Annotated in this window: 12 protein-coding genes; 1 reads left to right on the top strand and 11 read right to left on the bottom strand. The window is 60.4% G+C overall.

The genetic code is table 11. The annotated features are described in order from the left end of the window. Positions 1 to 86 precede the first annotated feature (86 nt). The 11 genes from HHJ19_RS15910 to gabT all read right to left on the bottom strand — a co-directional run bounded on the left by HHJ19_RS15910 (position 87) and on the right by gabT (position 13,062). Entirely contained in the window at positions 87 to 1,649 is a 1,563-nt protein-coding gene (locus tag HHJ19_RS15910; RefSeq protein WP_296908848.1) for a tripartite tricarboxylate transporter permease, read from the bottom strand. Position 1,650: 1 nt separating this feature from the next. Next, positions 1,651 to 2,079 carry a tripartite tricarboxylate transporter TctB family protein gene (locus HHJ19_RS15905; protein WP_296908847.1) on the bottom strand — a complete coding sequence of 143 codons (429 nt, stop codon included), beginning with the start codon at positions 2,077 to 2,079 and terminating at the stop codon, positions 1,651 to 1,653. Positions 2,080 to 2,374: 295 nt separating this feature from the next. Next, entirely contained in the window at positions 2,375 to 4,024 is a 1,650-nt protein-coding gene (locus tag HHJ19_RS15900) for a sensor histidine kinase (RefSeq protein ID WP_296908846.1), read from the bottom strand. Continuing rightward, positions 4,005 to 4,691, bottom strand: coding sequence for a response regulator (locus tag HHJ19_RS15895; protein ID WP_296908845.1), 687 nt, complete (start codon positions 4,689 to 4,691; stop codon positions 4,005 to 4,007). Before HHJ19_RS15895 ends, HHJ19_RS15900 begins: the two co-directional genes overlap by 20 nt. Before the next feature lie 53 nt (positions 4,692 to 4,744). Then, positions 4,745 to 6,223 carry an NAD-dependent succinate-semialdehyde dehydrogenase gene (locus HHJ19_RS15890; protein ID WP_296908844.1) on the bottom strand — a complete coding sequence of 493 codons (1,479 nt, stop codon included), beginning with the start codon at positions 6,221 to 6,223 and terminating at the stop codon, positions 4,745 to 4,747. A gap of 166 nt (positions 6,224 to 6,389) precedes the next feature. After that, positions 6,390 to 7,334 carry an agmatinase gene (gene speB, locus HHJ19_RS15885; RefSeq protein WP_296908843.1) on the bottom strand — a complete coding sequence of 315 codons (945 nt, stop codon included), beginning with the start codon at positions 7,332 to 7,334 and terminating at the stop codon, positions 6,390 to 6,392. Between the two features lie 24 nt (positions 7,335 to 7,358). Next, positions 7,359 to 8,192: an ABC transporter permease gene (locus HHJ19_RS15880; RefSeq protein WP_296908842.1), complete on the bottom strand. Its 834-nt coding sequence runs from the start codon at positions 8,190 to 8,192 to the stop codon at positions 7,359 to 7,361. Between the two features lie 7 nt (positions 8,193 to 8,199). After that, complete coding sequence (locus HHJ19_RS15875; protein WP_296908841.1) at positions 8,200 to 9,471, bottom strand: ABC transporter permease; 1,272 nt, start codon at positions 9,469 to 9,471, stop codon at positions 8,200 to 8,202. A 24-nt stretch (positions 9,472 to 9,495) separates the two neighbouring features. Next, positions 9,496 to 10,527, bottom strand: a complete 1,032-nt coding sequence (locus HHJ19_RS15870; RefSeq protein WP_296908840.1) for an ABC transporter substrate-binding protein — start codon at positions 10,525 to 10,527, stop codon at positions 9,496 to 9,498. Between the two features lie 52 nt (positions 10,528 to 10,579). Next, complete coding sequence (locus HHJ19_RS15865) at positions 10,580 to 11,656, bottom strand: ABC transporter ATP-binding protein (protein WP_296908839.1); 1,077 nt, start codon at positions 11,654 to 11,656, stop codon at positions 10,580 to 10,582. 113 nt (positions 11,657 to 11,769) lie between these two features. Then, positions 11,770 to 13,062: a 4-aminobutyrate--2-oxoglutarate transaminase gene (gene gabT / locus HHJ19_RS15860; protein WP_296908838.1), complete on the bottom strand. Its 1,293-nt coding sequence runs from the start codon at positions 13,060 to 13,062 to the stop codon at positions 11,770 to 11,772. 175 nt (positions 13,063 to 13,237) lie between these two features. On the opposite strand from gabT, the gene HHJ19_RS15855 reads away from it, so the two are divergent. Continuing rightward, positions 13,238 to 13,875 (top strand): aminotransferase class I/II-fold pyridoxal phosphate-dependent enzyme (locus tag HHJ19_RS15855; protein WP_296908837.1); only part of this gene is annotated, 638 nt, incomplete at its 3' end.

The raw sequence follows: 13,875 nt of genomic DNA, 5'->3' as shown, positions 1-13,875 counted from the left end.
TTCACTGGTTGATTACCGTGTGAAACTATCCCCCAAAGTTGGCTGCGCATGGTTCAGAAAATTGAAGTGGCTTTACCAAGTTGGGATTATTCAATCGCAACTATGGCTCCGGGTGCGGGTGCGAGTGTCGATGCGGGTGTATTTTCCTTTCCATGAATAAGATGATCCGGTGACTTTATCAACTTGCGGGCAAATGTCACCACCTGCCACAAGATCAGGGCTCCGATGACGGTGAGCAAGGTGCCGCTGATGGGGCGGCTGACGAACACGGTGAAGCTACCCCGGCTCAGAAGCATGGCGCGACGGAAATTTTCCTCCAGCATGGGTCCCAAAATGAAGCCCAGCAGGAGTGGCGCGGCCTCCATGTCCAGGCGCAAAAACAGATAGCCAATCAAGCCAAAGACGGCTGTGGTGTAGATGTCATCCAGACTATTGTTGATGCTGTAGGTACCGATGCAGCAGAAAAAGAGAATCGCTGGAAACAGCACGGTATAGGGAATCTTGAACACCGAAAGCCAGTAGCGCACCAATGGCACGTTGAGGATGACCAAAAAGCAGTTGCCCACCCACATACTGGCCACCAGACCCCAGAACAAATCAGGGTGGCTGGCGATCATGTTGGGCCCCGGTTGGATGCCCTTGACAACGAAGGCGGCCATCATCAGGGCCATGACTGCGTTTTCGGGAATTCCGATGGCCATGAGCGGGATGAAGCTGGTCCGCGCCGCCGCCTCGTCGGCAGCCGCTTGTCCGGCCACCCCCTCGATGCACCCAGTGCCGATCTCGTGCCGGTATTTGCTGAATTTCTTGTCAGCTGCATAGGCTGCGAACTGGGCAATCGTGGGACCGCCACCGGGCAGGATGCCCAAAATCGAGCCAATCACACTGCCGCGCAAGGCGCTGGGAATGATGCGCTTGAACTCGGGCCAGGTCGGCATGAGCTTGATTTCCCCGTTGAAGGGGGTGAGCACGTTTTTGTTGTCGAGGTTTTTCACCACCTCGGCAATGCCGAAGCATCCCAGGGCGATACTGATCAGGCCAATTCCATCCTGCAGAAAGATCAGGTTCATGGTGTAGCGCGGAACGCCGCTGTTCACATCGGTACCGACCACTCCAAGCAGGACGCCAACCATGGCCATGGCCAGGCCATTGAGCAAGCTGCCACTGCTGACAAAGCTCACGCAGAAAAAACCCAGCAGCATGAGGGCACAGTAGTCGGCCGGCCCGAACAGGAACCCGACCTCCCCAAGTGCTGGCGCCATCGTCGACAGCACAATAATGGCCACGGTGCCGCCAATAAAGCTCGAAATCCCCGCGGTGAACAGCGCCAGTCCTGTTTTACCTTTGAGTGTCATCTGGTAGCCATCGATGCAGGCGACGATGCTGCTGGCGTGCGGAATCTTCATGGTGATGGCGCTCACGCTATCGCCGTATTGCGCCCCGTAGTAAATTCCGGCCAGCATGATGAGCGCGCCACCAGTGGGAAGGGAATAGGTCAAGGGCAGCAGCAAGCTGATGGTGGACAAAGGGCCCAGTCCAGGCAGCAGCCCGATCAGCGTGCCGACCGTGCAGCCGATGGCGCAGTAAAGAATGTTTTGCCAGGTCAATGCCTGTTCAAAACCAAATGCGAGGTTGTGAAGGACATCCATATCAGTACAAGGGCAGGCTAAGGCCGAGCAAGTATTTAAAGGCAAAGGCCACGGCGATCAGGCCAGCGGAGATCTTGAGGTTGCGCACCACGGAATACGAGGTGCCGGCAAAGGTGGAGCAAAACACCAAAAACACGATGCCCAGGATCATGTTTATGTACTGGGAAATCACCGTAAACCCGACCAAACCGAGCAAAATGAGGGCGATGTTTTTGACGCTGTAGTCCAGGGCTACGGGGTCGACGAAGTGCGAACGCACCACCGAAAGCAGGCCAACCACAAAAAGACTGGAGCTCACCATCAGGGGAAACATTCCAGGCCCGGACCTGCTTAATTCGCCTATCTTGTAGTTAAGCGAACCCAGGCCAAAGAGCAGGGCGATCGCCATGAGACACAGGCCCCTTATGAAATTCCGGTTATTGAAGTTCATTTCAGTCGCCTCCGGGGCTGCGCCCGCAGGGGTGTTGTCATCAACGAGGGGTGGGTCATCCGGGTCTCCTTTTAGTTTGTCCCCACGCCTTCCGGTCATGCAAATAAGCGGTCGGTGAGGCGTGCGGGTTGGAAGGATGTTAGGGATCGATGCTTCCAATCAGCTTTCGTTTTGCGCGCCTGACCTCAAAATACGTGTTATCACTAACGCGAAAAGCCGCACGAAAAAAACGTGGCAAAGAGGAAGTCAGTTCCGCGAATGATGTGGCTGCGGCGGCGAAAGTAGGGTGCCGGTGTCAAACCGCGGAGGCGTTGCGGGTGGCCGGTTTGGTCGCGCGTGGCAGACGCCGCGGGGCGCGCAGGCCCGGAGGGCCTTTTGCGCGCACGTCGGCATCGGCCAGTTCGATGTCCCCTCCACTGCGTTGCGCGTAGCCCCTGGCGATCGACAGGCCCAGCCCCGCGCCATGGCGTGCAGCCCCGGGGACGGCATGCTCCGCGAGTTGCACAAAACGTTCAAAAACCACGTTGCGTTGTTCAACCGCGATTCCCGGACCGCTGTCGCAAACCTCGACACACACGCACTGACCCTCAAGGTGTGTGGCGACCGTGATGGTGCCGCCGGCTGGTGTGTAGGCCACAGCGTTGTGAACCAGATTGGACAGCGCCTCATGCAGCTCCTCGGCATTGGCCATCACCGGCGCAACCATGTCTGCTGCAGTTGCGGTCGGCGGGGCTGCAGATGCCACGTCGTCATCCGCCGGGACGTTGCTTCCGTGGGCATGGACCCAGCCCAGGTCCTGGTTTTTTTCATGCGCCAGTGGCAGGTATCGCAACACCACTTCGCGCGCGAGCGCGTTGAGGTCGACCAGGGCCGCAGATGCGACGTCTTCCTGTGGTTCACTGGCATGTGCCAGTGCCAGCAGCTGCTCGCTAAGGCGGCGGCTGCGTGACAGCTGGGCCACGATGGCGCGCAGGGTTTCGCGCATGCGCCCGACGTCGGGTTCGCGCAGCGCGTAGGCCGCCTGGGTCAGCAAAATCGCCAGCGGCGTGCGCAACTGGTGCGAGGCGTCGGCCAGAAAACCGGCTTGCCGCGCCAGCATCTGCCGGTGGCTCGCGATGTGGTGGTTGATGGTTTCAACCAAGGACCGGACCTCCTGCGGGACATGCGCGGCGTCCAGTGGCGTCAGCGCATCAGGCGGGCTGGCCAGCACCGACTTTCGCAGGCGCTCCAGCGGCCGGAGGGACCAGCCCACACCAAGCCAGACCAGGACGATCACTGCGGCCAGCATGCGTGCATCCCTGAGCAGTTCCTGGTGCAGGGAACTGTCGGCTGCCTGTTCGCGCAGGCCGGTACTTTCTGCGGCCTGGATCAGCAGTTGATGAGGTCTGCCAAAGCCGTCGAGGATTGTGCGGCGCAGCGCCACGACACGCACCGCATAACCGTGGTAAACACCGTCATACCAGACGGCACCGTGACTTCCAGGCAGCGCCTGCTGCGTGGAAACCGGTACTGGCGGCAGGTCGCTCACACCCATCAAGGTGGTCTCTGGTGCCGTAGACTGCCCGTTTGCCATGGCCGATGTTGCCATCGGGAGGGCCGGGTCCGTAGGGCCGTTCGGAGCCGCAGCAAGGGCCATCAGGCCGAGGTGCAGATGCTTGTGACTGGGCCGCATTTCATCAAACATCGCCTGCACATCGAAAGGTGCATTCACGTGGATGGTGCCGTCGGCGGCCAGCGTCACGCTGTTGTCCAGCGCCGTCACGGGTTCCAGCAGGACCTGATCGTAGGCCTCCTGCACAATGCCCTTGAGTGCGCGGTAGTCGTTCCAGCTGTCAAAGGCCAGCAGGGCCAGCACGCCGGGCAACAGCAGAGCCAGCAGGCGGGCGCGTATGCCAAAGCGGCTTGGTCGAGGAGCGTGCGGCGGGTCAGACACCCTGGCTTGCATGCGCCACGTCCCTGAGCATGTAGCCCAGTCCCCGGATGGTTACGATCTGCACGTCGCTGCCTGCCAATTTTCTGCGCAGGCGATGTAGTACCAGCTCGATCGCGTCTGGACCGGCATTGCTGTCGTGGGGGAACACCTTGCTCGAAAGCCGTGACTTGCCCACCGGCGCGCCGCTGCGAGGACGCCGGGCCCGCTGGGCGGCGTTTTCGCGAGGCGTCAGCTGCAGCAGTTCACCGGCCAGCGTAAAGGCGCGACTTTCATGGTCAAAAGAAAGCGACGCGCAGCATAGAGGCGCATGCGGGCGACCACCACTACGCCGCATCAGGGCTGTCAGGCGCGCCTCCAGTTCTTCGAGCTCAAACGGTTTGGTCAGAAAATCGTCCGCACCGAGATTTAGCCCGCGTACCCGGTCCTGCAGCGAGCCCTGAGCGGTGAGCACCAGAACCGGTGTGCGGTTCCCTGCCTTGCGCATGTCTGCGAGCAGGGACAAGCCGTGCCGGTCTGGCAAGCGCAAATCGAGCACGACCGCGTCATATTCGGTAACTGCCATCAAGGCCTCTGCCGTGCCTGCGTCGGCTGCATGGTCAGGTACAAAACTGCCCTGCTTCAGCGCACGCATCAGCCACGACGCCATGTCCAGTTCATCCTCAACCAGGAGTATGCGCACGGGTCTGTCGTGATATGAAAGTTGATGCTCGACTTGAGATGCAGGCCGATCAACTATTTGTTGATGTCCCCGAGGCACAGGTATTTCATTTCCACATACTCTTCCATGCCATGGCTGGAGCCTTCGCGTCCCAGACCTGACTGCTTGACGCCGCCGAAGGGCACATGTTCGGTGGCAATCACGCCGACGTTGATGCCAACCATGCCGTATTCAAGCGCTTCAGCGACGCGGTAGATGCGGCCGATGTCGCGGCTGTAAAAATAACTGGCCAGACCAAACTCGGTGTTGTTGGCGGCATCAATCGCTTCCTGTTCGAGTTTGAAACGGAAAACGGGTGCAAACGGGCCAAAGGTTTCTTCCCTGGCGCACAGCATGTCGGCGGTGGCTTCCGAAATCACGGTCGGCTCGAAGAACTGGCCCTCCAGCCTGTGACCACCCACCAGCAGCTTGCCGCCCTTGGCCAGCGCATCCTGCACATGACGCTCAACTTTGTCGATAGCGGCGTCTTCAATCAGTGGACCTTGCCCCACGCCATCTTCAAAACCGTTGCCGACCTTGAGCAGCCTGACCTTTGCAGCGAATTTTTCGACGAACCTGTCGTACACGCCGTCCTGCACATAAATGCGGTTTGCGCAGACGCAGGTCTGGCCGGCGTTGCGGTACTTGCTGGCCATGGCGCCTTCGACGGCCGAGTCTACATCTGCGTCGTCAAACACGATGAAGGGCGCGTTGCCGCCCAGCTCCAGCGAGAGCTTTTTGACCGAAGGGGCACTTTGTGCCATCAGGATGCGGCCGACTTCCGTGGAGCCGGTGAAGCTGATGTGGCGCACCACGTCGCTGGCGCAAAACACCTTGCCGATGGCAATCGAGTTGTCGCTGTCGGCCGTCAGGAAATTGATGACGCCCGAAGGGATGCCGGCGCGCACGGCCAGCTCGGCGGTAGCCAGCGCCGTCAGCGGTGTCAGTTCAGCGGGTTTGATGACCACCGTGCAGCCGGCAGCCAGCGCCGGCGCCACTTTGCGGGTAATCATGGCCAGCGGGAAGTTCCAGGGCGTGATGGCGGCGCAGACGCCAATCGGCTGCTTGATGACCATGAGACGGCGGCTGTTGTCAAACTGGGGCAATGTTTCACCGTTGACGCGCTTGGCCTCTTCGGCGAACCATTCGACAAAGCTGGCGCCGTAGGCGACTTCACCCTTGGCCTCGGCAAAGGGCTTGCCTTGTTCCGCAGTCATGATTCTTCCCAGGTCTTCCTGGTTGGCCATGAGCAGCTGGTACCACTTCATCAGGAGTGCGTGGCGCTCCTTGCCGGTCTTGCCGCGCCAGGCGGGCCATGCGGCATTGGCCGCAGCAATCGCTGCCTCGGCATCTTGCGGGCCCAGATTGGCGACGTCTGCGAGTTTTTTGCCGTTGGACGGATCACTGACGTCAAAGCGGCTGTTGCCTGCAACCCAGTGGCCGTTGACCAGTGCGTCGGTTTTGAGAAGGCTGGGGTCTTTAAGCAGCGAAAGTGGCGAGGTTTTCATATCCATGAGAGTTCTTTCTGAAAAGGCTGGCAATCTGAGTGAGGTGCGTGGCCGCGCGCAATGGCAATCGCAAAGCATACATCGGGGGGGTGTTTCGTGTCGCCGTCAGTTTCTTGTGCCATTCCGACGTCAATACGAGAGGTCGTTGGCCCGCCTTCAATAGGAAATGGAATTAGCGGTAAGCTACGCGCGGCAGCACGCACAGCATTTCAAACAGCAGGTTGGCGCCCAGCAGGGCGGTGTTGCCGGAAGGGTCATAGGGCGGTGACACCTCGACCAGGTCGGCGCCTACAAGATTCAGTCCGCGGCAGCCGCGAATGATCTCAAGCCCCTGCGGAACAGTCAGTCCGCCGACTTCCGGCGTACCGGTACCGCCGGCAAAAGACGGGTCTATTCCGTCGATGTCAAAACTCAGGTAGCAGGGCGCCTGGCCGATGGACTCACGCACGCGCGCCATCAACGGCGCGAGCGACTGGTACCAGATCTCGTGGGCTTGCACCACGGTGAAACCCTGCTGGCGCGGCCAGTCGAAATCATCGGCGCCGTAACCCGTGCCACGCAAGCCGATCTGCCATACCTTGTTTGTCTGCAGCAGGCCTTCTTCCACGGCCCGGCGAAACGGCGTGCCATGCGCGATTCGCTCGCCGAACATGTCGTCGTTGACATCGGCATGCGCATCGACATGCACCAGGGCCACCGGCCCGTGCCGGCGGGCGATGGCGCGCAGGATCGGCAGCACGATGGTGTGGTCCCCGCCAAGGGTGAGCGGAATACAGCCGGTGTCGATGACCGGCTGATAATGCCGTTCGATGATCTCGACAGACTTTTCAAGGTTGTAGGTGTTGATGGCCACGTCGCCCAGATCGGCCACCTGCAGGGCATCGAAAGGGGCGGCGCCGGTGGCCATGTTGTAGGGACGTATAAGGCTTGATTCGGCGCGGATCTGCCGGGGGCCAAAACGCGTGCCAGGGCGGTGGCTGGTGCCGATGTCCAGCGGTACGCCGATGAATGCCGCGTCGAGTCCCGCCGCTTCGGTGCACATGGGCAGGCGCATCATGCTGGCCCATCCGCCGAAACGGGGCATGGCGTTGCCGCCCAGGGGTTGGTTGAAGGTCATGAATGCTCCTGGCTACAGGCGTTCTTATTTGGCGCGACCGCGCAGCCACTCCAGCGTCATCATCAGCAAAGCCGTGAAGAGGATGAGCAGGGTCGCCACGGCGGCGATGGTGGGTGAAATGTTTTCGCGGATGCCGGTAAACATCTGGCGTGGCAGCGTGGTCTGGGCCGGACCGGCCAGGAAAAGCACAACCACCACTTCGTCGAAAGAAGTTGCGAAGGCAAAAAGAGCGCCGGAGATGACGCCGGGGGCAATGACCGGCAGCGTAACGCGAAAGAAAGTTTGCAACGGCCCCGCGCCCAGGCTCAGGCTGGCCTTGACCAAGTTCTGGTTGAAACTCTGCAGCGTGGCCATCACGGTGGTGACGACGAAAGGCGCGCCCAATGCTGCATGGACCAGCACCAGGCCGGTGTAGGAGTCGGACAGGCCGATGCGGGCAAAGAACAGGTAGGCGCTGACACCCACCACCACAATTGGCACCACCATGGGCGCGATCAGCAGGCTGGTGAGCAGACCTTTACCGAAAAACTGAATGCGTGCCAGGCCCACGGCAGCCAGCGTGCCCAGTGATGTTGCAATCAGGGTCGCCAACGGTGCCACGATGAAGCTGTTGCGCGTGGCGCGCGCCCAGTCATCGGAGGCAAATAATTCCCGGTACCAGCGCAGCGACCAGCCCGGAATCGGGTAAGAGAGGAAGGAGGAGTTGCTGAATGACAGCGGAATGATGACCAGGATGGGCAGCAGCAGAAAAAACAGCACACCGCCGCAGAATACGCGCATGCCATACCAGCCGAGCTTGTCAGCGAGGGTGAAGTAAGCCGGGAAAACGCGAGGAGCCGGAAGGTAAGGAAGTTTCATGGAGTGTTTAACCCAGGCTCAATTCGGCTTTTGCAAACCGGCGGTATACCGCATACAGCACCAGCGTGGTGGTCAGCAATACTGATCCCAGCGCGCAGGCCATGCCCCAGTTGACTTCCACGTTGGTGTACTGGGCGACGTAATAGCTCAGCATCTGGTCACCTGCGCCGCCCAGCAGGGCGGGAGTGACGTAGTAACCAATTGAGGTGATGAACACCAGCAGGCCGCCGGCGGCGACGCCCGGATAGGTTTGCGGGACGTAAACACGAAAGAACGCGGCCAGCGGCGCGCTGCCCAGGGAAACCGCCGCCCGCACGTAGTTCGCAGGTACCGACTTCATCACGCTGTAGAGCGGCAAAATCATGAAGGGAAGCAGGATATGCACCATGGCAATGACGACCCCCAGCCGGTTGAACAGCAGCGGCACAGGCTCGCCCGTCAGCCCGGTGAACATCAAAAGGCGGTTGACCAGGCCATTGGTCTGAAGCAGCACGATCCAGGCGGCGATGCGCACCAGAACCGAAGTCCAGAAAGGCAGCAGCACCAGAATCATCATCAGGTTGGCGCGCCGCTCGTTCAGGGTCGAGAGCCAGTAAGCCAGCGGGTAGCCTAGCATGATACACAGCAGGGTGACGATGGCGCTAATGGAGAAGGTGCGCAGCAAAATGTCGCTGAATGCCGCCTCTTGCGCCCCTACGCGAACGACGTGGCCCTGCGCATCGCGTTTCAGATCGACCGAAGCCAGCAGGTAGTCTGGCGTCCAGCGGGAGCTGTTTTTGGCAATCGCCCACCAGTACGGCAGTTCCGCCCATCGCGGGTCGTGCGCCAGGAGCTTGTCTTTGGCCTGGGCCGGGTTCAGTCCGGTACCCAGCGGCAGGGCGCGGTAAGTTCCCATGATGAGTGAGCGCGCACCGCTTACTTCGGTGTTCAGGCGACGCGCCAGAATGCCGGCCTGAGCCGTTTCGGGAATGGCTGTCAGGTCAGCCAGCAGCGCCGCGTAAGCGGCGTCAGGCGGAGCGGTTTTGCGGTCCCAGTTGGCCAGTGCATCGCCGGTTTGGCCGAGCGTGCCAGCGACTTCCGGGTTTTCCACTGCCCGAACCAGCAGAGCACCCAGCGGCACGAGGAACGTGACCGCCAAGAATATCAGCAGCGGCAGGGTCAGCGCGATGGCACGCAGGCGCTTGCGGCGCTCGACTCTGCGCAACTGAACGGCAAGCGCCGGTCCGGTTGCGCTGTCAAGGGTCGGTGGCGCCATGGGCAAGGAAACCGTCGCGGTCATGCGCAAACCCTTTTCATGTCCGGCTTATTGGGCCGCCCAGGCGGCGAAACGTTTTTCCAGCGCTTCGCCCTGGTCAGCCCAGAAAGGGATATTGAACTGCAGCGAATCCTTGCCATTGACGGCGGAGGTGGGCAGAAGTCCGAGCACCTTGGCGTCAAGCTTGGCCAAGGCCTTGTTGTTGGTCGGACCATAGGAGATGTTGCGCGCGTACTCAGCCTGTGCGTCCGGGCTGGAAGCCTGGGCAATGAATTTCAGTGCCAAATCCTTGTTGGGCGTGCCCTTGGGCATAACCCAGTAATCCAGGTCGTAAATGCCACCGGTCCAGGTGATCTTGAGGTTCTTGCCCTCGCGCTGGGCGGCGTCAATGCGTCCGTTGTAGGCGGTAGTCATGGTCACGTCGCCGGCGACCAGGAACTGTGGCGGCTGCGCGCCGGCTTCCCAGAACTGGATGTTGGGTTTCAGTTCGGTGAGTTTCTTGAAAGCGCGGTCGGCCCCGTCCTTGGTGGCCAGCACCTTGTAGACGTCGCCGGTTTTCACGCCGTCAGCCATCAGCGCAAATTCCAGGTTGTAGCGTGCTCCCTTGCGCATGCCGCGTTTGCCGGGAATTTTTTTGGTGTCCCAAAAGTCAGCCCAGGTCGTTGGTGCGGTTTTGAGTTTGTCGGCGTCGTAGGCCATGACCGTTGACCAGACAAAAGTGCCGACGCCGCACTCGTGTACCGCCGCCGGCTGGAAGTCAGCCTTGTTGCCCACTTTGGACCAATCCATTTTTTCGAACAGGCCTTCGTCGCAGCCGCGGTTCACATCCGGGCTTTCGACTTCAACCACGTCCCAGGTAACCTTTTTGGCTTCGACCATGGCCTTGATCTTGGCCTGCTCGCCGTTGTATTCGACCTGCGTGATCTTGCCGGCGCCCGATTTTTCGAATGCCTCGAAATAGGCTTTTTTCTGGGCTGCGCCGTTGGCACCGCCAAAATTCACCACGGTCAGCTGGCTTTGGGCCAGAACCGGCAAGCAGACACCGGCTGTGAGTGCAATCATCAAGGGTTTGAGTTTCATCGGATTTCCTTTGGTTAACGTTGAAAGGGGTGAAAAGGCAAAACGCTGCTGATCAGCGGTACACACGCAAGTGTTCTTCGGGGGCATGGACATGGATAGTCTGGCCGGGTTCAGGCAGCTGCCGGTGTGCCAGCGGCATCTTGATGGTGGCATCTGGCTGGCCGGACATCTCGCAACGCAGGCGCAGGTGGTCGCCAAAATAGATCACGTCGGCGACCCGCGCCTGAAAGGTGTTGGCGGCGGCTGACTGGGCAATTTGCAACCGTTCCGGACGGCTACCGCACTGTACCGCGTCACCGACTTGCGCAGCATTGACGTTGATGCCGCGCAACTGAACACCGTTGGGCAGACGGACCTCGCAACGGCCTCCATCAAGCCGGACCACTTCAGCCTGCAGCACCGTGCTGTCGCCGACAAAGCTCGCGACGAAGCGGTTGACCGGCGTTTCATACAGATTGTCCACCACGTCAATCTGCTGGATCGCACCGTCACTGAAAACCGCCACACGGTCGGACATGGTCAGCGCTTCGGTCTGGTCGTGGGTGACATAAACAAAGGTCACGCCAAGGCGGCGGTGCAATGCCTTGAGTTCTATCTGCATGTGCTCGCGCAGCTGTTTGTCAAGCGCCCCAAGCGGTTCGTCCATCAGCACCAGTTGCGGGTCAAACACCAGAGCACGCGCCAGCGCTACGCGCTGCTGCTGGCCACCCGAGAGCTGCCCCGGATAACGTGCACCCATGCGGCCCAGCTGCACCATGTCCAGAGCACGCGCCACCTTGGCCTCGCGTTCGGCGGTGGGCAGCTTGCGCACCGACAGCGGGTAGCCGATGTTGTCGGCCACCGTCATGTGGGGGAATAGCGCGTAGTTCTGGAACACCATGCCGAAGTTGCGTTTGTGTGGCGGCGTGCGGGTGATGGGTACGCCATTCAGGCTGATTTCTCCCGCCGTTGGTGACTCAAATCCGGCCAGCATCATCAGGGTGGTGGTCTTGCCCGAACCCGAAGGGCCGAGCAGGGATAAAAACTCCCCCTGACGGATATCCAGGTTGAGATTGCGCACCACCAGATTGATGCCATCGTAGGTTTTCTGAACGCCGGTGAAGCTCACCAGGGCTTGGGTTTTTGTCATTCGAATCTTGGCCTGCTCTCAGTTGCAAAGGTCTGTCATTGTGCTGCGAATATCAATGCAACTTGCGTGCCAGTGATGGTGCGAAACACGCGTCGTGCACCATCATGAATCAATCAGGCGACGGCGTCAAAGCAAGCCGCCATAATGGCCAAGCCTTCGTCGAGCAATGCGTCACTGGCGGTCAATGGCACCAGAATCCTGATGACGTTGCCATAGGTGCCGCACGTCAGCAGGATCAGGCCACGCGCCGTTGCCTCGGTAGTGATGCGCTTGGCCAGCTCGGCGTCAGCTTGTTTTACATCGCCGTCTTTGAACAGCTCGATGGCCACCATTGCTCCCATGCCGCGCACGTCGCCAATGCAGGCGTGGCGTGCGGCGATGGCTTTCAGACCCGTGATCAGGCGTTCGCCAACGTCGCAGCTGCGCTGAAGCAGGTTTTCTTTTTCAAACACGTCAAGCACAGCCAGAGCAGCTGCACAGGCAATGGGACTGCCAGCATAGGTGCCGCCCAGACCGCCCGGAGCGGCTGCATCCATAACATCAGCGCGACCCACCACGGCTGAAATGGGGAATCCGCCAGCCATGGACTTGGCCATGGTGATGAGGTCGGGCGCCACGCCGCTTTGCTCGACGGCAAACCAGGTACCGGTGCGCCCGGCACCTGTCTGTATCTCGTCGGCGATCAGCAAAATTCCCTGCGCGTCGCACAAGGTGCGCAGGCGCTGCAGCAGTTCGGGCGGGGCGATGGTGAAGCCGCCTTCTCCCTGCACCGGCTCAATGATGATGGCGGCAACGCGCCGGGCTTCAATATCGTTCTTGAAAATCGCTTCGACCGAAGCAATCGATTCATCGACCGTTACGCCGTGCAGCGCATTTGGAAATGTGGCGTGGAACACCTCGGCCGGGAAGGGACCAAAACCGGTTTTGTAGGGGGCTACTTTGCCGGTCATGGCCAAAGTCAGCAGGGTCCGACCGTGGTAGCCACCGCTAAAGCAGATGACGCCAGAGCGGCCGGTGGCCGCACGTGCGATCTTGATGGCGTTTTCGACCGCTTCGGAGCCGGTGGTCAGAAACAGGGTCTTTTTGGCAAAGTTGCCGGGCGCCTTGGCGTTGATGCGTTCAGCCAGTTCAACGTAGGGCTCGTAAGCCACCACCTGGAAGCAGGTGTGGGTGTAGCGGTCGAGTTGATCCTTGACGGCCTGGATCACTGCAGGATGCCGATGACCCGTGTTCAACACCGCGATGCCGCCGGCAAAATCGACGAAGCGACGACCCTCGACGTCCCACATTTCCGCATTTTCAGCGCGGGAAACAAATATTTGATGGCTTTGACCCACGCCGCGCGGAATCGCCGCTTCGCGGCGGGCGAACAGGGCGGCGTTGGTCAAATGGGGTTCGCGGTGCATGAGGTTTCCTTTGCGGTGGCGGGCAGTCAGTCGCCCAGGGTCTTCGAAGCAGGTGGCTGTACTTTAGGGGAACTCCCCCGGCGTTAACATATACAGATTACCCCCATTTCCGGGTGTACTGTGCAGCCCCTGGCTCCACTACATACAAACCCTTGCCGCCGGGACCTGCTATTTAATGTTTGCCCTGAATCACCAGTCAACGGTTGCGCTGGTCACCCAGATTGTTGGGGGATTTCGCCAGATGGTGGATGACGGCTTCTTGCGGGCGGGTGCCAAATTGCCGTCCATCCGCCAGTTTGCCCATGCCAACGGGGTCAGTGTCTACACCGTGGTGGACGCCTACGACCGACTGGTCGCGCTCGGCTATTTTTTGTCACAGGCGCATTCCGGGTTTTTCGTTCGCAGCCGCAGCAGCCAGGAAACCTCGTCCTTGGACGCCGCCGGGCAATACAGTTTTGACTCAATGTGGTACTTGCGCCGCATTTTTGAAAACCGCGCTTTGCGCAGCAAGCCGGGTTGCGGCTGGTTGCCCGGTAACTGGTTGTTTACAGAGGGAATGCGGCGCAGCTTGCGCAACCTGGCCGCAGAAGATGTCGATCTGGGCGGCTATGGCGAACCCAAGGGTTATTTGCCGCTACGCCAGGTGGTACGCGATTTACTGGCTTCGCGCGAGATCGTCGTCACTGCCGAGCAGGTGCTGTTGACCCAAGGGTCCAGCCAGGCGCTGGACCTTGCCGCGCGTCAGCTGGTTCGCCCCGGCGACGCGGTCCTGGTCGATGAGCCGGGCTATGCCAATTTGCTGTTCTCCCTGAG

It is taken from the genome of Polaromonas sp. (assembly GCF_012927415.1).
In the GTDB taxonomy this organism is placed as follows: domain Bacteria; phylum Pseudomonadota; class Gammaproteobacteria; order Burkholderiales; family Burkholderiaceae_C; genus Polaromonas.
The sequence above is the reverse complement of the archived record's forward strand: the minus strand, read 5'-3'. Positions and strand labels throughout refer to the sequence as shown.